This is a genomic window from Candidatus Pelagibacter bacterium nBUS_27, from assembly GCF_051200985.1.
Classification (GTDB): domain Bacteria; phylum Pseudomonadota; class Alphaproteobacteria; order Pelagibacterales; family Pelagibacteraceae; genus Pelagibacter.
Map to the genome: position 1 here is coordinate 841,384 of NZ_CP172845.1, position 17,313 is coordinate 858,696.

Consider the following 17,313-nt stretch of genomic DNA (forward strand, 5'->3'; position numbering starts at 1 on the left):
CCATTAGTAAAATTTTAATATATTATTAGCATCTAATCTATCATTATTTGAATATAAAACTTTTCCTTCAATCACATTTTGTTTTTTATAGACTTCAATTATGGTATTTTTAGAATTAAATTTTGCTTTTTGACCAGTATTTGGATCAACCACCATCATTACCGTCCCCTCTGCTGCTTTGAATGGTCTTGCATCTGATTTATTAACTGTTTTTTTAATAAATTCTTTAAAAATAGGTAAAGCTGTTTTTGAACCAGTTTCATACTTTCCTAAGGGTGAGGGATTATCTAAACCAACATAAACACCAATTAATAAATTAGAAGTATATCCAATAAACCAAGTATCAGTATTTTTATTAGTAGTGCCAGTTTTTCCCGCAATGTTTAACTCCAGATCTCTTAATTTTTTAGCTGTTCCTCTTTGAACAACCCCTTCAAGTATTGAAGTCATCTGATAAGATGTTTGAGGAGAAAAAATTTTTTTATAATTATCTTTTACAATTGGATATTCTTTTCCTAAGTAAGAAATTTGATCACAATTAATACATTTTCTTTTATCATTATTAAAAATAGTTTTTCCTTCACTATCTTGAATCCTGTCAATTAAAATTGGGTCAACAAGTTTACCTCCATTAACAAATACTGAATAAGCTGAGGTTAGTTTTAACAAAGTTGTTTCAGTAGATCCAAGTGAAATGGATAAAAGTTCTTCAGGATTATCGTATATACCTAGATTTTTTGAAAAATTTACAATCTTTTTTACACCTAAATCTTGAGCTATTCTGACAGTCATCAAATTTCTTGATTTTTCTAAACCAATTCTCAAAGTTGAAGGTCCATAAAATTTTTTTCCATAATTTTCTGGTTTCCACCTTTTAAGGTCTTCTCCTTGATCTAAAACAATAGGAGCATCCAAAATTAAGGTTGTTGGGGTATAATTATTTTCAAGAGCCAGAGCATAAACAAATGGTTTGAAAGCTGAACCAGGTTGTCTAAAGGCTTGAGTTGCTCTATTAAATTCACTTTTTTTAAAACTGAAGCCACCACTTAAAGCCAATACTCGACCTGTATAAGGATCCATAACAACTATTCCACCATTGACATTTGGCAATTGTTTCAAACTATAACTTTTAACACCAACTTTTTTTACATAAACTATGTCTCCAACTTTAAATAATTGATCGAACTCTTTTTTTGTCCAAGAAATATCTTTAAATTCAATTTTTCCATTTAATTCATCTTCAGTTTCAATATTTACTGAAAATTTATTTAATTTTTTAATAATTGCTAATTTCCAATTAATTGAGTCTTCTAAATTATACTTCTCAAGATCCTTATTCCAATTTTTTGAATAATTTTTATTTGTTAACGCTCCCCTCCAACCTTTTCTTTTATCATAGGATATTAACCCATCTCTAAGTGTTTCAGTTGCTATTTTTTGAAATTCTAAATTTATTGGTGTGTTAATATTAAAACCTTGTTTGTAAACCTTATCATAAGTTAAAGTTTCGATTACATTTTTTCGAACATCTTCAATATAATATTGAGCATCCTCTAAGAAGACTTTTTTTGATTTATTTAAATCAATTTTTTTATCTTTTAGATAATTGTATTTTTTTAAATCTATATATTTGTTTTCTAACAAGTTTTTTAAAACTAAATTTCTTCTAAATTTAGCTAACTCAATATCTCGATATGGGTTATATTTACTTGGTGCCTTTGGAAGGGCAGCTAAAAGAGCTGCCTCACTATAGTCTAAATCTTTTATAGATTTGTCAAAGTATTGTAAACTTGCTGCAGCAACACCATATGCACCGCTTCCAAGATAAATTTGATTTAAGTATAATTCTAAAATTCTTTGTTTTGATAGTGCTCTTTCTATTCTAAATGCTAAAATTGCCTCTTTAATTTTTCTGTTAAGACTAACCTCATTCGATAATAAAAAATTTTTAGCTACTTGTTGGGTTATTGTCGAAGCACCCTCAAGTCTTTTTGATGAAATTATGTTAGAAATATTGTTAATCACTGCTCTTAAAACTCCTTTTGCATCCACACCTGGGTGAGAGAAAAAATTTTTATCCTCAGCTGATAAGAAGGAATTAACTACATTTTTTGGAATTGAGTTAAATGGAACAAATATTCTTTTTTCTTTTGAAAAATCTGCAACAAGGTCCCCATCGCCTGAGTATACTTTGCTTGATACAGGTGGTTTGTAGTTTTTAAGAAATCTATAATCAGGAATATTGTTTGAATAAGACCATAAAATTCCAAATATCAAAATACTCAACAAAAAAAGAATAGATAATGAAACAAATAGAGTATTTTTTATAAATTTATTCATTTTGTTTCCATTATATCTTGGAATTTGTTAAAGATAAGGCATTACAAATAAACAAAATTTTATAAACAATTAAAATATTAAATGAATCAATCAAATAAACAATTATGGAAAAAAATTTATATATCGATGCATCGCATCCTAATGAAACTAGAGTTGTTCTTAAATCAGATGACAATATTGAAGACTACGAGTACGAAGGTTTAAAGAACAATTTAATAAAAAATAATATATATTTAGGTAAAGTTAGCAGAATAGAACCATCCCTTCAGGCTGCATTTATTGATTTTGGACGAGATAGACATGGGTTTCTATCTTTTAATGATATTCAATCAGATTATTACCAAATACCTAAAGCAGATTTAGATAGAATTAAAGAAGAAGAGGAAAAAGCTAGAGAAGAACTTTCTAAGGAAGTTGAGGCTAAGGAGGAAGAAAATATTGCTGACGGGAAACTTGAAATGGATGACCCTATTAATATTGAAAAAGACCCCTCAGAGGAAAATGACAATGGTCTTGATGAAAAAAAAAATTCAAATGAGGAAAAAGTTATAAAGAAAGAGACTAGATTTAAATTTAAAAGATATAAAATACAGGAAGTTATAAAACCAAATCAAGTTATTTTGGTACAAGTTATCAAAGATGAGCGTGGACAAAAAGGTGCAGCACTAAGCACGTTTATTTCAATTGCTGGAAAATATATTGTCTTAATGCCAAATACTCCAAAAGGTGGTGGAATATCTCGTAAAATATTTAATCCAGCAGATAGAAAAAAAATAAGAACTATTTTAAATGAAATTGAAATTCCAAAAGAAATGGGATTAATTGTAAGAACAGCAGGTAGCAATAAAACTAAAAATGAAATTAATAATGATTTAGAAACTCTAATCAAAACATGGAGTCAGATTAAAGATACTGCGATCAATTCTATAGCTCCATCATTAATTCACCAAGAAAGTGAAATTATAAAAAGAACTTTAAGAGATATGTTTGATGAAAGTACTCAAAATATAATAGTTGAAGGTAACGAAGGTTATAAAAAAGCACAAACCTTTATGAAAATGATCATGCCATCCAGTGTTAAAAAAGTAAAGAAATATAGAGGTAAGGTTCCTCTATTTATTGAAGAAAATATTGAACAAAAATTGAACCAAATATTTGACTCAGAGATAAAACTTAAATCAGGAGGATATTTAGTAATTAACCCTACCGAAGCACTTGTATCAATCGATATAAATTCTGGAAGCTCAATTAAAGGTAAAAATGTTGAGAGCACTGCATTAGACACAAATATTGAAGCAGCTGAAGAAATTGCAAGGCAAATTAAAATAAGAGATTTATCTGGTCTAATTATAATCGACTTCATTGATATGCTTAGTTATGGAAATAGAAGATTGGTTGAAAGGAAACTTAAAGAAAAATGTAGAACTGATAGAGCAAGGATCCAAATTGGAAGAATAAGTAATTTTGGTCTTCTTGAGATGTCTAGACAAAGGTTAAGGGAAAGTGCAATTAAATGGAAAGTAACTCTAACAGACGAGTCATTTGCTCAAAAATTACTAAAAACTGTTGAATTAAAAGCAGTAATTAATAAAGCTAAATTTGTTGAGCTTAAGGTATGTGAGAAAATTTCTGATTTTTTAAAAGAGAATTTTGTTGATGATTTAACTTATTTTGAAAAGAAAAATAAAATGACAATAGATATTGTTAGCGATCCAACTCTTATTATTCCAGAGTATATTATTAATATTCAAAATAAATCAAAAAAAACAATTGAACTCATCGAGCATTTTGAAAAATTAAAAAACTTAGAAATACAGATTAAAGAAGACAAGATTATTGATAAGAAAGAAACTAAAAAATTTCACAAAAAACCTTTTAAAAAGAAACCTTATTTCAAAAAAAAGTTTGTAAAAAAAGCAGTAGCTATTTAATAATTCCTGTTTTTGGTGAAGATGCATTTCCGTATAAATATTTATTGATACGTCCAGCTAAAAAAGATTGTCTGCCAGCAATCACAGCATTTTTAAATGCAAGCGCCATATCAAATGGTTTTTTTGCTTTAGCAATAGCAGTGTTAACTAAAACACCATCACACCCTAGCTCCATAGCAATCGTTGCGTCTGATGCTTGGCCTAAACCAGCATCTATAATTAATGGTAACTTTGTCTGCTGCCTAATAATTTGAATATTTGTTTTATTTTGAATGCCCAAGCCCGAACCAATAGGTGCGGCTAACGGCATGATCGCATCTGCACCTGAGTTTTCTAATCGTTTCACCATTAATGGATCATCGTTGCAATAAACCATGACCTTAAAACCTTCCTTAGCTAAAACCTCTGTTGATTTTAGAGTTTCAATCATATCAGGAAATAAATTTTGCTTATCACCTAAAACTTCTAATTTAACTAATTTCCAACCACCAATTTCCCTAGCTAGCCGAAGCGTTCTTAAAGCTTCCTCTGAAGTAAAACATCCCGCTGTATTTGGTAAATAAGTAATTTTTTTTGGATCAACATAATCCATAAGAAGTGGTTTTTTTTTATCAGTTATATTTACCCTTCTAACTGCAACAGTTACAATTTCAGCTCCAGAAAGTTTAATTGCTTTTGCACATTCTGACATATTTTTGTATTTGCCAGTGCCAACAATTAATCGGGAATTAAATTTTTTATTTGCAATAATTATTTTATCATTTTTCATTTAACCCCCTCCAATAAAATGAACTATTTCAATTTTATCATTCTTTTTTATACTAATTTTACTAATATTTTTTTTATCTATTATCTCTCGATTAAGTTCAATTGCCACTTTTTTTAACGGGATTTTTAGATCTTTTACTAAATCTGAAATTTTAAAATTATCAGAAATAAATCTTAATTTACCATTTACTTTAATTTCTATTTTTTTTATTTTTTTCATCGTATATAAGTGTTGAATGAATAATAAAATTATTATTATTAATGGTCCAAATCTTAATCTATTAGGTGAAAGAGAACAATCACAATATGGCTCAACTACCTTTAAGCAATTAAAAGAAAGCTGTTTAAAAAAATCAAATGAGATTGATTTAGAATTAGAGTTTGTTCAATCAAATATTGAGGGAGAAATTGTAGATTTAATTCAAAATGCTAGAAAAAAATATGATGGTATGATTATTAATGCTGCAGGTTTTACGCATACTTCAGTTGCAATCAGAGATGCTCTTGATTTATTTAAAAAGCCAATAATTGAACTTCATATATCAAATATTTATAAAAGAGAGGAATTTAGGCATAAATCTCTTATAAGTGATGTAGCAACAGGAGGAATTTTTGGTTTAGGAGTTGAGGGTTATATTTTAGCCATAATTTCAATAGAAAAGATCTTAAAAAAATGAAAATAGATAAAAGTATTATAAAAGAATTAAGTGATTATTTGGATGAGTTCAATCTCACTGAGATTGAAATTACTGAAAAAGATACTAAAATTAAAGTTTCTAAGAACAATGTATCTATTAGCAATCAGCCAGTCATTACAACAGCAAGTGCACAAACTGGAAATGAAAAAGTTGCTGAGAAACCAAATATAAAATCAGGTACTGAAATTACCTCACCAATTATTGGTACCGCCTACCACGCTCCAGAACCTGGTGCGAAAAAATTTGTTGAAGTTGGTAAAAAAATTAAAAAAGGTGACACTATAATGATAGTTGAAGCGATGAAAACAATGAACCATGTGCCTTCAACAGCAGATGGTATTGTAAAAGAAATTTGTGTTGAAGACGGTCATCCTGTTGAGTTTGGTCAAACCATTATTATTCTAGAGTAAAATAATGTTTAAAAAAATCTTAATTGCAAACCGTGGGGAAATTGCAGTTAGAATTATTAGAGCTTGTAAAGAATGGGGAATTCCAACTGTAGCTGTTCATTCCGATGTTGATAGAGAAAGTATGCATGTGAGAATGGCTGATGAAAGTGTATGCATTGGATCTCACCAACCTGCAAATAGTTATTTAAATATTCCTAATTTAATGTCAGCAATTGAGCTTACTAATGCTGATGCGGTACATCCTGGTTATGGATTTTTATCTGAAAATGCTAGTTTTGCAAAAATTCTTGAAGAAAATAAAATAAGTTTTATTGGTGCATCATCAAAACATATTGAAATGATGGGTGACAAAATTCAAGCAAAGAGAATTGCTAAAGAGAATGGTTTACCAGTAATTGAAGGTTCTGAGGGAGGTGTTACTGATATAGCTCAAGCTAAAGAACTATGTAAAACAATTGGATTTCCTGTTTTAATTAAAGCTTCGGGTGGTGGTGGTGGAAAAGGTATGAAAATTGTTTACAAAGAAGAAGAATTCGAAACTTTGTTTTCTACTGCAAAATCAGAAGCTCAAAAATACTTTGGTAATGATGAAGTATATATTGAAAAGTTTTTTCAAAATCCAAGACATATAGAGGTACAAATTTTAGCTGGTAAAAATAATGTTGTTCATCTTCATGAAAGAGATTGTTCAGTTCAAAGAAGACACCAAAAATTAATTGAGGAAACACCGAGTCCAGTTCTTAATGATGAAATAAGAAAAGATTTATTCGAAAGAACTGTGAAGATGGTTAAAAAAATTGGTTATTTGGGTGCTGGAACTGTAGAATTTATTTACGAAGATGGAAAATTTTATTTTCTGGAGATGAATACAAGAGTTCAAGTTGAACACCCTGTAACAGAAATGGTAACTGGTATTGACATAATAAAAGAACAGATTTGGATTGCTTTTTCTGGAGAAACAGCTCTCAAACAAAGCGATATTAACCCAAGAGGTCATGCAATTGAATGTAGGATAAATGCAGAAGATGCTAGCAAAAACTTTCAACCATCCCCTGGCACTATAGGTATGTGTCATCAACCATCTGGTTTCAGAACAAGAGTAGATGGGGCTATTTTTCAAGGATATAAGGTTACTCCTTATTATGATAGCATGGTGTGCAAACTGATCTGTCATGGAAGAAATAGGACTGAGGCAATTCAAAGAATGAACAGGTCTCTAGATGAATTTGTTATAGAAGGAATTACCACAACTATTCCTCTACATAAAAAACTACTTAGTCATAAAAAATTTATTAATTCTGATTTTAACGTAAGCTGGTTAGATAAAGATACTATAGTCTAATAGCATTTAACAAGCCAAACATCGTATACTGGATGATCAAATGGAGTAATTGATGGACTTGAGGAAAACATCCAGCCATTAAATACGAATACCTCATTATTATTTTCATCAGTTAGATCTTTAACTTGTATATAGGCGGTAATTTCAGGATTATCGTCAAATTCTGAATTTTTACACTTTAAACTTTTTATAGAGAGATCTTTAAATGTAATTAGTTCTCCATTTTTCAATTTTACTAAGCTATTTTTTGAACTAATTTTATCTAAAATTTTTAAATCTGTAAAAACACCTTCGGTGTTATCTTTTGCAAATGAGTGATTTATTAAAAAAAAACAAACTAAAATAAAAAGATAAAAATTAAATTTATTGTTTCCAGCTAGAATATTTCTTTTTGATTCCATCTTTATCTTTGTTTGGATAATAAGCTTTTTCAGTGCCAGTTAAATTAGATTGATGAGGTTTTTGCCAATCATATTTTTTAAGTTCATGCGTTTTTTCTATTTTATTAGGTGTAAAATGCATCCAAGAGTACCATTCAACTGGTATTTTAGAGGCATCGATAGTGTTTGCATAAATAACCCATCTCTTTCCATTTTTATTTTCATAATATTTGTTACCAAGCTCATCACTACCAACTAATTTTCCAAAAAAAATTGTTTTTAATCTAGTACCAAAGGTATCTTGATTCCACCAAGTGAAAATTTTTTTTAAAAGTGTCAACATAAAATATTTTTATTTATTCAATTAAAAATTGTATAATTTAAATTAGACTAAAATATGAATATGTATATAAATTAATTGATTCAATATTCAAATTAAAATTTAAATTGGAGTTAAATGGCAAAATATTTAGTTGAGACTTACTACACATGTACGTTTAAAGTTAATCATTACTTGGATGATATAAATGAAACAGAGTTAAAAAACCTTGAAAAAAGAGATGATGGAAAATTCGAGGTACTAGACGTAAAACTTGATAATCGTAAAACAAAAAGTCTTGATCCAAATAATAATAAAGTCATTGAAAGTAAAAAGGCAGAAGTCGTAGCTGAGGTAAACCAAGCTAGCACGGGAAATAAAGAAAACATTATTGCAAACTTCAATAAATCATCTGAAAGAGGTGGTAAAAGATTTGGAATGCCAGATAGAAGAAAAGGTTACATTCAGAAAGCGACTATTGGAGATCATAAAGTTTATCTACATACTGGCGAGTATGAGGATGGCAAAATAGGAGAAATTTTCATTGATACAAGCAAAGAAGGAGAATTAGTAAAAGCTCTAATGAACAATTTTGCAATCGCTGTATCATTAGGACTTCAATATGGTGTGCCACTTGATGAGTTCATTAGTGCATTTGTTGGCACAAAATTTGAGCCATCTGGAAAAGTGCATGGTAATGACAGAATACTAAGTGCAAGTTCAATACTAGATTATATTTTTAGAGAATTAGCAATATCATATCAAAATAGAGAAGATCTGGCTCATACACCTTCAATTGGAGGAAGCGAGTCAGCTACAAATGAAGAAAATCAATCTGAGGACCAAAACCAATTATTAAAAATTGTAAAAGATATAACCAGCAAAGGTTTTGTAAGAAATAATTATAAAAAAAATTTAGTAGATCTTTCAGATGTTAAAATAAGCTTAAAAGGTAAAAAATAATTTTATTTCTTATTTTTTATAGCAATACCAAGTTCTTTTAATTGGTCCTCGCTTACGTCAGATGGAGCTTTCATCATTAAGTCTTGTGCATTTTGGTTCATTGGGAACATTGTTACTTCTCTTATATTTTTTTCATTCGCTAGCAACATTACTATTCTATCAATACCAGGAGCTATTCCTCCATGAGGTGGAGCTCCATAACTCAATGCATTTATCATACCACTAAATTTTTCATCAACTTGATTTTTATCGTAACCAGCTATTGAAAAAAGTTTGTACATAAGTTCTGGCTTATGGTTTCTTATCGCACCAGAAGAAAGTTCAATACCATTGCAGACAATATCGTATTGATAAGCTAATATATCTAAGGGTTTTTCAAAATTTTCTTCATTTAAATTTCCCTGTGGCATAGAAAATGGATTATGACTAAATTCAATTTTGTTAGTTATTTCATCTTTCTCAAACATTGGATAATCAACAATCCAACAAAATGCAAAAACATCATCGTCAATTAAATCTAGATCTTTAGCTATTTTATCTCTTGCAAGTGAGGTAATTTTTTCTAGATCATTTTGCTTTCCGCATGCCATGAAAATACTATCACCTACTTCTGAGTTAGTTTGTTTCATAATTTCTTCTAAAGCTTCATGTGAAAAAAACTTTCCAATCGGACCTTTAGCTGAAAGTTGGTCTTCTTTTTCAAAAGTAAAATATGCCAATCCAGAAGCACCCTGGTCTTTCGCCCATTTATCAATATTGTCAAAAAAGCTTCTAGGTTTATCTTTTGTATTTTTAGTTGAAATACATCTGACTTTTGAACCAGATTTTACAAGTTTTTTAAATATCTCAAACGACACATCTTCTCTAGTAAATATTTCCGTAATATCATTTATAAGTAATGGGTTTCTTAAATCAGGCTTGTCACTTCCATAATTTAACATTGCATCAGCATATGAAATTTTTGGAAATTTATCGTACAAGAGTTTTTTATTTGAGAATTTCTTAAAAGTATTAACCATTAAAGTTTCAACAACATTAAAAACATCTTCTTGTTCCACAAAAGACATCTCTAAATCTAATTGATAAAATTCCCCTGGACTTCTATCAGCTCTAGCATCTTCATCTCTAAAACAAGGAGCAATTTGAAAATATTTATCAAAACCAGAGACCATTATTAATTGTTTAAATTGTTGAGGTGCTTGTGGTAATGCATAAAATTTTCCAGGGTTAAGTCTACTTGGAACTAAAAAATCTCTCGCACCTTCTGGACTTGATGAGGTTAAAATTGGTGTTTGAAATTCTAAAAAACCAAGTTTAGTCATTTCATTTCTAATATATGAAATCACTTTTGATCTTAAGATTATATTTTCATGAATTTTTTTTCTTCTTAAATCTAAAAATCTATATTTTAATCTTATTTCTTCAGCATATTCTTGGTCGCTAAAAACTGGCATTGGTAATTCTTTGCAAGTTCCCAATATTTCAAATTCATTTATAACAACTTCAATTTCACCAGTTTCAATCTCATTATTAATCGTCTCATCAGAACGGCTAACAACTTTTCCACTTACTTTTATGACAGTTTCAAGTTGAGTTTTTTCTAAATCTAAAAAATTTTTATTTTCTTTATCTATAATACATTGGGTAATTCCGTAGTTATCTCTGAGGTCAATAAATAAAAGGTTCCCATGATCTCTTTTTTTATTAATCCACCCAGAGATTGAAATGTCTTTATCTAAATCATCTTTTCTCAATTCATTACAATTATGTGATCTATATTTATTCAATTATTCTCCTAAGGCTTCTTTTATAATTTTAAAATCGATTGGTTTTTTTCGTTTTAAACTAATTTTGTCGATTTTATATATGAAATCAAAAATTTTGCCATACGATCTATCAATTCTTTTAATAATAAAATCAACTAATTTCTTATCTATAGATATTTGGCGATCAGATAAGTTTTTTAATATAAGCGCAAACATCAAATCATCTCCTGGTTTCTCAATATTACACAATAAAAAATTTTTTGATCTTGAATTTAAATCACTTAAATTAAAGGAGTGCTCAACAAGAGGAGTTTTCGAAGTTAAAATTAAATATTTATTGTCCTGATCAACAATATTAATTAAAGTGAATAATAAATTTTCATCAATTTTATCATTAAAATTTTCAATAATTATATTTTCAAAGACTTTAATTTTTTTTAGAAATTCATTATTGATTTCACTAGCCTCTATCTTAATTCCTTTAAACTTATGTAAAAAGATATTGACTAAATGAGTTTTGCCAGAAAAATTTTCTCCAATTAAATTTACAAAATTTTTTTCCCACTTGGGCCAACTATTTAATAATTTAAATGCAAACTCATTGCTTTTTGAAACATAAAAATCTTGATCTTTAAAATTTTGATCATAATCAAAATTTAATATTAATTGATTTAAATCACTCATTTAACTACCCAAATTTGATTTTGAATATCAAATTCATAATTCTTATTTTTCATAATTTTAAGAAAGTAACCTGGTGATCCATTAAATGTAATTTTATAAAAATTATCTTTATTGTTTAATTTAAAAATATGATAATCGTATATCAAATCTGTATTGTCTAATATTTCTTCAAACTTTGAAATTTCTGAATTGTCATTGTTATTAATTGAAATAGTTAAAGATATCTTTATCGATGTATTAATTTCATTTTTACTCTTCCAATAATTTTCATAAATACTTTTTAAGTTTTCAATTAATTTATCTGCTTCTTTATAATTATCTATATTAAGATTTTGAAAACTAATATTTTTAAGATCTTCTTCTTGATTAAAGTTTATTTTATTTAAAACTTTAATTGCATTATTTTCTTTATAGATGATTGATATAATATAATCATCAAGATTATATTTTTTTATAATTTCACTAAAATTATAACTTTCCAAGATTTTTGAATATCTTTTTATTGAATTAAAATCATCTAGATCTTCAGTGGGTAAAACATATCTTAATAAATGATATTTTTGGTTATTAAAATTCCAGTTATTAAAAATATAATTTTCAGAAAAAATTAAAATTTCATCTTTGTTTTTATCTACTAAGATTGGTAAAAAAAATATTTTTTTTTCAACTGGAAGAGATGGGAAGATATTTTTTTTTTCCATTAAATTTAATATTTTTTTTTTATTAAATGATACATTTAAAGATAAATAATAAACTTCATTAATAAATTTTTCCTCTTGAATTGAAAAAGTTTCAATCATACTTTTGATTAAACCAATTGGTGTTTTGCTTAGTTTTTTTTGATCTTGTGTTTGCAATATGGATAAAACCAACCTATTAAATGCCTGCGCAAAACCTTCGTCAATTATCTTGTTTTTATCAAAATTAATCTCAAAAGGAGTTGATATTTCTATATCATTGATTGAGAAAGTCTTTGCTTGAATGTTTTCTGTGGAAAAAAAAATATTTAACAAAGCAAGTAAGCAAAAAAGAATATATAATCTTTTATAATTAAAAAGTTTAATATTAAATTTCATAAAACATATTAATGAATAATAAATTAATAACCTATAAAAAAAGTGGAGTTAACATAAGTGCTGCTGATAAATTTGTTAATTTCATTTCATCTGTTTCATCAAAAAAAAGAGGCAAAAAAAAGTTTTCAAATATTGGTGGATTTGGTTCTATATCAGACATTCCAAATCAAATAAAACAACCTAAAATTGTTGCCTGCACAGATGGTGTTGGTACTAAAGTTGAAATCGCAAATATGCTTAATAAATATGACACTATTGGAATTGATTTAGTTGCAATGAGTGTGAACGATTTAATTGTTCAAGGTGCAAAGCCTCTACTATTTTTAGATTACATTTCTATAAATAAAATTGATTTAAAAAAATTAAAATCAATCATTAAAGGTATCGTTAAAGGTTGTAAATTGTCTAGTTGCGAATTAGTTGGTGGTGAAACAGCCGAAATGCCAGGTACATATGAAAAAGGCAAATTTGATATTGCAGGTTTTGCGGTTGGGATTGTTGGTAAAAATAAAATTTTAAGTAAAGATAAAATTAAAAATAATGATTTAATTTTAGCTATACCTTCAAGTGGTCTTCATTCAAATGGATATTCTCTAGTACGTTATCTTCTTAAACAAAAAAAAATAGATATTAAAAAAAATATTTTTTTAAAAAAAGAGTTAATCAAACCCACTAAAATCTATGTAAATGAAGTTTTAAAATTAATAGATAAAAATTTGATTAATGGATGTGCCAATATTACTGGTGGAGGTTTAGCTGATAATATTCAAAGAATTATTCCAGATAATTTCACAGCTGAAATAAATTTAAACTTAATTAAAACATCTAAAATTTTTAAATGGCTTCATAAAAAAGGAATATCAGATAAAGAAATGCTCAAAACTTTTAATTGTGGTGTTGGTTTTTGTTTAATTATTAATCCAAAAAAATTAAATCAAATTAAAAGATACTTTACAAATAATTTTAAGCCTTATGTGATAGGAAAAATTACTAAGAATTTTAGAGAAAAAGTTAAACTAAATGGCTCTGTTAACTGGATCTAAAAAAATAAAAACAGTAGTTTTTATTTCTGGAACAGGCAGTAATTTAAAATCTCTTATCAAATTCTCAAAACTTAAAAAATCACCAATAAGTATTAAAATGATTATTTCTAATGATTATAAAGCAAAAGGTTTACAATATGCAAATATTTACAAAATTAAAAAGAAAATATTTAATTTTAAAAATACTTTTTCTGAAAAAAAAGTTATCAATGAATTAGAAAAAAGTGATATTAATTTAATTTGTCTTGCAGGTTTTATGAAAATTTTATCAAAAGATTTTGTTAAGAATTTTAAAGGTAAAATTCTTAATATCCACCCTTCCCTTCTTCCAAAATATAAAGGATTAAATACTCATGAAAGAGCAATTAGAAATAAAGATAAATATTCTGGTTGTACTGTGCACTTTGTAAATTCTAGACTTGATTCTGGCAAAATTATTAATCAAAAAAAAGTAAGAATTAAAAGACTTGATACACCTAAAACCCTAGCAAAAAGGATTTTAATCCAAGAGCATAAACTATATCCAGCTGCTATAATTAAAGCACTTAGTCTTTAAAAAAGAAATCTATTTCAATTTTTGCGTTTTCAACACTGTCAGATCCGTGTACAGAATTTTTATCAATAGAAATTCCATATTTTTTTCTGATAGTTCCTTCTTCAGCATCATTTGGGTTAGTGGCACCCATTAATTCTCTATTACCTAATACTGCATTTTCTTTTTCAAGAACCATAACTACAACTGGTCCAGAAGATAGATAAGCACATAGATCATTATAAAATGGTTTTGTCTCATGAACCTTATAAAATTTTTCAGCTTCTGATTTTTCAATTTGAATTTTTTTTTCTTTTAAGATTGAAAATCCTTTATTTTTAAACATTTCTTTTATTTCATTATCTAAATTTCTCTCGACAGCATCTGGCTTAATAATTGATAACGTTTGTTCTGTATTACTCATAATCATCCTCTATTAGTTTATTTAATAATCTTACCCCATAACCTGTTGCTCCACCCGAATTTAATGCTCCACCATATTTTGAGAAAGCCATACCAGCTATATCTAGGTGTGCCCAAGGTGTTTTATTTAAAACAAATCTTTGTAAAAATTGTGCTGCTGTGGTCGATCCTGCTCCACCAACATAATTAATATTTTGCATATCGGCATTTTTTGAATCTATTAATTTGTCAAAATTTTTATGCAATGGCATTCTCCACAACTTTTCATCAACTTTATCTCCAGCATTTAATAATTGTTTAGATAATTTGTCATCATTTGAAAAAAGACCAGCATATTCAGAGCCAAGAGAAACTATAATAGCGCCTGTAAGAGTTGCTAAATCAACCATAAATTTAGGTTTGAATTTTTTTTCTGTGAAAGTAATAGCATCAGCCAAAACCAATCTACCTTCTGCATCCGTATTCAATATTTCAATTGTTTTACCACTGTATGATTTTACAATATCTCCAGGTCTTTGGGCATTTCCACCTGGCATATTTTCTACAAGCCCTACCACACCAACAGCATTAATTTTTGCTTTCCTTACTGCTAAATTTTTCATTAAACCAACTACTGTAGCAGAGCCAGCCATATCGTAGGTCATGTCTTCCATAAATTTAGCAGGTTTCAATGAAATACCACCTGTATCAAAACAAACACCTTTTCCAACAAATGCTAAAGGTTTGGAATTATTTTTTACACCATTCCATTCCATTGTGACAAGATACGATCCTCTAATACTACCCTGGCCAACTCCAAGCAAGGCGTTCATTCCAAGTTTTTTTAATTTCTTTTTATCGTAAATATTAATTTTTAATCCAAATTTTTTAAGGGAGTTTATTCTTTTTGCATATTCATCAGGGTGTAAAATATTACCTGGTTCAGAAACAAGATCTCTCGCAAAAAAAATTCCTTCTTCCAATGCTTTAAATTTCAATTGATCTTTTGAAGATATTTTATTTTTATTTCCAATTACATTTATAGTAACAAATTTTTTATCTTTTTTTGATTTATAAATCATAAATTCATAGGATTTTAGTTTTAATCCATGCAAAAAATATCCTACAAAGTTTTTTATTTTACTATTAATATTATCTGAATTTACAAAATAATCATTTTTCTTTTCAAAATCTATGTAACCATAAAATTTAGCTCCTAAATTTTCTATATCAGAAGTTTTAATTTCTTTTTTAAGGGAGACTAAATATATTGTTTTTTTTGAATTAATTTCAAAAATTAGCAAATCTTTTTTTAAATCACTATTTTTTAATAAATCTGAAATGTATAAAAATTCAGAATTTAAAATATTTTTTCTTAAACCACTAATATTGAATTTTTCATCAACAAATAAGACAAGATTTGTAAAATTTTTTTTTGAATAAGTATTTTTATAATTAATTTTGATTGTCATAAATTTTAAATTCACTCTAGACGAGATGAGTGGTATATATGGATAAAAATACTATATTTCAATGAAAAAAATTATTTATAGAAAATTATTATCAGACTGTTTAATTTTTTTCTGCCTTGCTCTGTTAGGTATTAGCGCCATTATATGGGTTTTCCAGGCAGTAAATTTTTTGGATATTATAATTGATGATGGTAGAAATTATAATGTTTATCTTAGTTATTCATTATTAAATTTTCCAAAAATTATTAGCAGAGTATTACCTTTTGCACTTTTTTTTAGTTTTTCATATACCTTCATTAAGTATGAGGCTCAAAATGAACTAATCATTTTTTGGAATCATGGTGAAAGCAAATTAACCGTTATAAATTTTTTCTTTTTTATATCTATATTGATTATGTTAATCCAAATTTTAATTCTTTCTTTTTTAGTTCCTAAATCCCAAGAAATAGCTAGATCTAAATTAAGAAGCTCTGATGTTGATTATTTTGAGGGCTTGATAAAGCCAAAAAAATTCAACGATACAATAAAAGGACTAACAATCTACTCTCAAGAAAAAAATATTGATGGAGAGTTTAAGAATATTTATATAAAAAAAAATTCTACTGATAAGAATTTTCAAATTACTTTTGCTAAAAAAGGAGTTTTTGAATTAAGGAATAATAAAAAAATTCTTGTATTATATGACGGACGAACTTTAAATAGTAGAAATAACAAGATCACTAATTTTGATTTTTCCAAATCAGACTTTGGATTATCTAATATGAATTCACATTTAGTTATTCAACAAAAAATCCAAGAGCAATCTACATACAGTCTTTTCTATTGTCTTTACAATATTTATATTTCTGAAAAAAAGATTAGATTATTAAATTGTGAATTAGCCAATCCAACCAATGTGTATAAAGAATTATTCAAAAGATTAATAAACCCATTATATTTACCTCTTTTGGTTTTAATCTCATTGCACCTTATAATGACATCGAAAGAAAACCCTGTCTATATTAAAAAAAAATATTTTATTTTTGCTGTCGGTTTTGCGATGATTATTTTTTCCGAAAGTTCAATTGGTTATATTACTAATAAACTAATTAATAATGCAATACTCATCAGTTTACCATTTATTTTTATTGTTATTTTTTACCTTTATTTTTTCTATAGATTAAATTTTAATGATAAGAAAATTTGAA

At 27.3% G+C, this 17,313-nt stretch carries 18 protein-coding genes; 8 read left to right on the forward strand and 10 right to left on the reverse strand.

Annotation, left to right across the window (positions count from 1 at the left end):
* Nucleotides 1-3: 3 nt before the first annotated feature.
* Nucleotides 4-2,340 carry a penicillin-binding protein 1A gene (locus ACIJYG_RS04625; protein WP_435095625.1) on the reverse strand — a complete coding sequence of 779 codons (2,337 nt, stop codon included), beginning with the start codon at nt 2,338-2,340 and terminating at the stop codon, nt 4-6.
* Between the two features lie 104 nt (nt 2,341-2,444).
* Here ACIJYG_RS04625 and ACIJYG_RS04630 point away from each other — a divergent pair, with 104 nt between their 5' ends.
* Nucleotides 2,445-4,271 carry an Rne/Rng family ribonuclease gene (locus ACIJYG_RS04630; protein WP_435095628.1) on the forward strand — a complete coding sequence of 609 codons (1,827 nt, stop codon included), beginning with the start codon at nt 2,445-2,447 and terminating at the stop codon, nt 4,269-4,271.
* On the opposite strand, the gene ACIJYG_RS04635 is transcribed toward ACIJYG_RS04630, so the two are convergent.
* Nucleotides 4,264-5,040 carry a thiazole synthase gene (locus ACIJYG_RS04635; RefSeq protein ID WP_435095631.1) on the reverse strand — a complete coding sequence of 259 codons (777 nt, stop codon included), beginning with the start codon at nt 5,038-5,040 and terminating at the stop codon, nt 4,264-4,266. The genes ACIJYG_RS04630 and ACIJYG_RS04635 overlap by 8 nt on opposite strands.
* A complete protein-coding gene (gene thiS / locus ACIJYG_RS04640) occupies nt 5,041-5,259 on the reverse strand; it encodes a sulfur carrier protein ThiS (RefSeq protein WP_435095634.1) in 219 nt (72 codons plus the stop codon).
* Between the two features lie 16 nt (nt 5,260-5,275).
* Here thiS and aroQ point away from each other — a divergent pair, with 16 nt between their 5' ends.
* Genes aroQ through accC form a run of 3 tightly spaced genes read left to right on the forward strand, consistent with a single transcriptional unit; the run spans nt 5,276 to nt 7,489 of the window.
* Nucleotides 5,276-5,716, forward strand: coding sequence for a type II 3-dehydroquinate dehydratase (gene aroQ / locus ACIJYG_RS04645; RefSeq protein ID WP_435095637.1), 441 nt, complete (start codon nt 5,276-5,278; stop codon nt 5,714-5,716).
* Nucleotides 5,713-6,147 (forward strand): acetyl-CoA carboxylase biotin carboxyl carrier protein, encoded by a 435-nt coding sequence (locus ACIJYG_RS04650; RefSeq protein WP_435095640.1) that lies wholly within the window; start codon nt 5,713-5,715, stop codon nt 6,145-6,147. The genes aroQ and ACIJYG_RS04650 overlap by 4 nt, the downstream gene beginning before the upstream one ends.
* Before the next feature lie 4 nt (nt 6,148-6,151).
* Entirely contained in the window at nt 6,152-7,489 is a 1,338-nt protein-coding gene (accC, locus tag ACIJYG_RS04655; protein ID WP_435095643.1) for an acetyl-CoA carboxylase biotin carboxylase subunit, read from the forward strand.
* Here accC and ACIJYG_RS04660 read toward each other — a convergent pair.
* Together ACIJYG_RS04660 and ACIJYG_RS04665 are read right to left on the reverse strand one after the other, a co-directional pair.
* Entirely contained in the window at nt 7,486-7,890 is a 405-nt protein-coding gene (locus ACIJYG_RS04660; protein WP_435095646.1) for a DUF2155 domain-containing protein, read from the reverse strand. The two genes, accC and ACIJYG_RS04660, sit on opposite strands and share 4 nt — an antisense overlap.
* A complete protein-coding gene (locus ACIJYG_RS04665; RefSeq protein ID WP_435095649.1) occupies nt 7,853-8,212 on the reverse strand; it encodes an NADH-ubiquinone oxidoreductase subunit NDUFA12 family protein in 360 nt (119 codons plus the stop codon). The genes ACIJYG_RS04660 and ACIJYG_RS04665 overlap by 38 nt, the downstream gene beginning before the upstream one ends.
* A gap of 114 nt (nt 8,213-8,326) precedes the next feature.
* Here ACIJYG_RS04665 and ACIJYG_RS04670 point away from each other — a divergent pair, with 114 nt between their 5' ends.
* Nucleotides 8,327-9,151, forward strand: coding sequence for a ribonucleotide reductase (locus tag ACIJYG_RS04670; protein WP_435095652.1), 825 nt, complete (start codon nt 8,327-8,329; stop codon nt 9,149-9,151).
* Nucleotides 9,152-9,153: 2 nt separating this feature from the next.
* Here the strand turns inward: ACIJYG_RS04670 and aspS are convergent, their stop codons facing one another.
* The 3 genes from aspS to ACIJYG_RS04685 are packed head-to-tail and all read right to left on the reverse strand — an operon-like array spanning nt 9,154 to nt 12,677.
* The gene (gene aspS, locus ACIJYG_RS04675) at nt 9,154-10,938 is read right to left on the reverse strand and encodes an aspartate--tRNA ligase (protein ID WP_435095655.1); all 1,785 of its coding nucleotides are present in this window, start codon (nt 10,936-10,938) and stop codon (nt 9,154-9,156) included.
* Entirely contained in the window at nt 10,939-11,601 is a 663-nt protein-coding gene (locus tag ACIJYG_RS04680; protein ID WP_435095658.1) for a DNA replication protein, read from the reverse strand.
* The gene (locus ACIJYG_RS04685; protein WP_435095661.1) at nt 11,598-12,677 is read right to left on the reverse strand and encodes a hypothetical protein; all 1,080 of its coding nucleotides are present in this window, start codon (nt 12,675-12,677) and stop codon (nt 11,598-11,600) included. Before ACIJYG_RS04685 ends, ACIJYG_RS04680 begins: the two co-directional genes overlap by 4 nt.
* 11 nt (nt 12,678-12,688) lie before the next feature.
* On the opposite strand from ACIJYG_RS04685, the gene purM reads away from it, so the two are divergent.
* Both purM and purN read left to right on the forward strand, forming a co-directional pair.
* A complete protein-coding gene (purM, locus tag ACIJYG_RS04690; RefSeq protein WP_435095664.1) occupies nt 12,689-13,720 on the forward strand; it encodes a phosphoribosylformylglycinamidine cyclo-ligase in 1,032 nt (343 codons plus the stop codon).
* Nucleotides 13,698-14,276, forward strand: a complete 579-nt coding sequence (gene purN, locus ACIJYG_RS04695; RefSeq protein ID WP_435095667.1) for a phosphoribosylglycinamide formyltransferase — start codon at nt 13,698-13,700, stop codon at nt 14,274-14,276. Before purM ends, purN begins: the two co-directional genes overlap by 23 nt.
* Here purN and ndk read toward each other — a convergent pair.
* Nucleotides 14,266-14,676, reverse strand: a complete 411-nt coding sequence (ndk, locus tag ACIJYG_RS04700) for a nucleoside-diphosphate kinase (RefSeq protein ID WP_435095670.1) — start codon at nt 14,674-14,676, stop codon at nt 14,266-14,268. The two genes, purN and ndk, sit on opposite strands and share 11 nt — an antisense overlap.
* Entirely contained in the window at nt 14,669-16,126 is a 1,458-nt protein-coding gene (locus ACIJYG_RS04705; RefSeq protein ID WP_435095673.1) for a leucyl aminopeptidase, read from the reverse strand. Before ACIJYG_RS04705 ends, ndk begins: the two co-directional genes overlap by 8 nt.
* 61 nt (nt 16,127-16,187) lie before the next feature.
* Between ACIJYG_RS04705 and ACIJYG_RS04710 the strand changes: the two genes are divergently transcribed.
* On the forward strand, nt 16,188-17,312 hold the full coding sequence (locus ACIJYG_RS04710) for an LptF/LptG family permease (protein ID WP_435095676.1): 1,125 nt from the start codon (nt 16,188-16,190) through the stop codon (nt 17,310-17,312).
* Nucleotide 17,313: the final 1 nt, after the last annotated feature.

What these genes read in the sequence shown, in the direction of transcription:
- ACIJYG_RS04685 (WP_435095661.1), bottom strand. Translation starts at nt 12,677, where the DNA reads ATGAAATTTAATATTAAACTTTTTAATTATAAAAGATTATATATTCTT.
- accC (WP_435095643.1), top strand. Translation starts at nt 6,152, where the DNA reads ATGTTTAAAAAAATCTTAATTGCAAACCGTGGGGAAATTGCAGTTAGA.
- ACIJYG_RS04680 (WP_435095658.1), bottom strand. Translation starts at nt 11,601, where the DNA reads ATGAGTGATTTAAATCAATTAATATTAAATTTTGATTATGATCAAAAT.
- aroQ (WP_435095637.1), top strand. Translation starts at nt 5,276, where the DNA reads ATGAATAATAAAATTATTATTATTAATGGTCCAAATCTTAATCTATTA.
- ACIJYG_RS04660 (WP_435095646.1), bottom strand. Translation starts at nt 7,890, where the DNA reads ATGGAATCAAAAAGAAATATTCTAGCTGGAAACAATAAATTTAATTTT.
- purN (WP_435095667.1), top strand. Translation starts at nt 13,698, where the DNA reads ATGGCTCTGTTAACTGGATCTAAAAAAATAAAAACAGTAGTTTTTATT.
- ACIJYG_RS04630 (WP_435095628.1), top strand. Translation starts at nt 2,445, where the DNA reads ATGGAAAAAAATTTATATATCGATGCATCGCATCCTAATGAAACTAGA.
- thiS (WP_435095634.1), bottom strand. Translation starts at nt 5,259, where the DNA reads ATGAAAAAAATAAAAAAAATAGAAATTAAAGTAAATGGTAAATTAAGA.
- ACIJYG_RS04635 (WP_435095631.1), bottom strand. Translation starts at nt 5,040, where the DNA reads ATGAAAAATGATAAAATAATTATTGCAAATAAAAAATTTAATTCCCGA.
- ACIJYG_RS04705 (WP_435095673.1), bottom strand. Translation starts at nt 16,126, where the DNA reads ATGACAATCAAAATTAATTATAAAAATACTTATTCAAAAAAAAATTTT.
- ACIJYG_RS04665 (WP_435095649.1), bottom strand. Translation starts at nt 8,212, where the DNA reads ATGTTGACACTTTTAAAAAAAATTTTCACTTGGTGGAATCAAGATACC.
- ACIJYG_RS04650 (WP_435095640.1), top strand. Translation starts at nt 5,713, where the DNA reads ATGAAAATAGATAAAAGTATTATAAAAGAATTAAGTGATTATTTGGAT.
- ndk (WP_435095670.1), bottom strand. Translation starts at nt 14,676, where the DNA reads ATGAGTAATACAGAACAAACGTTATCAATTATTAAGCCAGATGCTGTC.
- ACIJYG_RS04710 (WP_435095676.1), top strand. Translation starts at nt 16,188, where the DNA reads ATGAAAAAAATTATTTATAGAAAATTATTATCAGACTGTTTAATTTTT.
- ACIJYG_RS04625 (WP_435095625.1), bottom strand. Translation starts at nt 2,340, where the DNA reads ATGAATAAATTTATAAAAAATACTCTATTTGTTTCATTATCTATTCTT.
- ACIJYG_RS04670 (WP_435095652.1), top strand. Translation starts at nt 8,327, where the DNA reads ATGGCAAAATATTTAGTTGAGACTTACTACACATGTACGTTTAAAGTT.
- purM (WP_435095664.1), top strand. Translation starts at nt 12,689, where the DNA reads ATGAATAATAAATTAATAACCTATAAAAAAAGTGGAGTTAACATAAGT.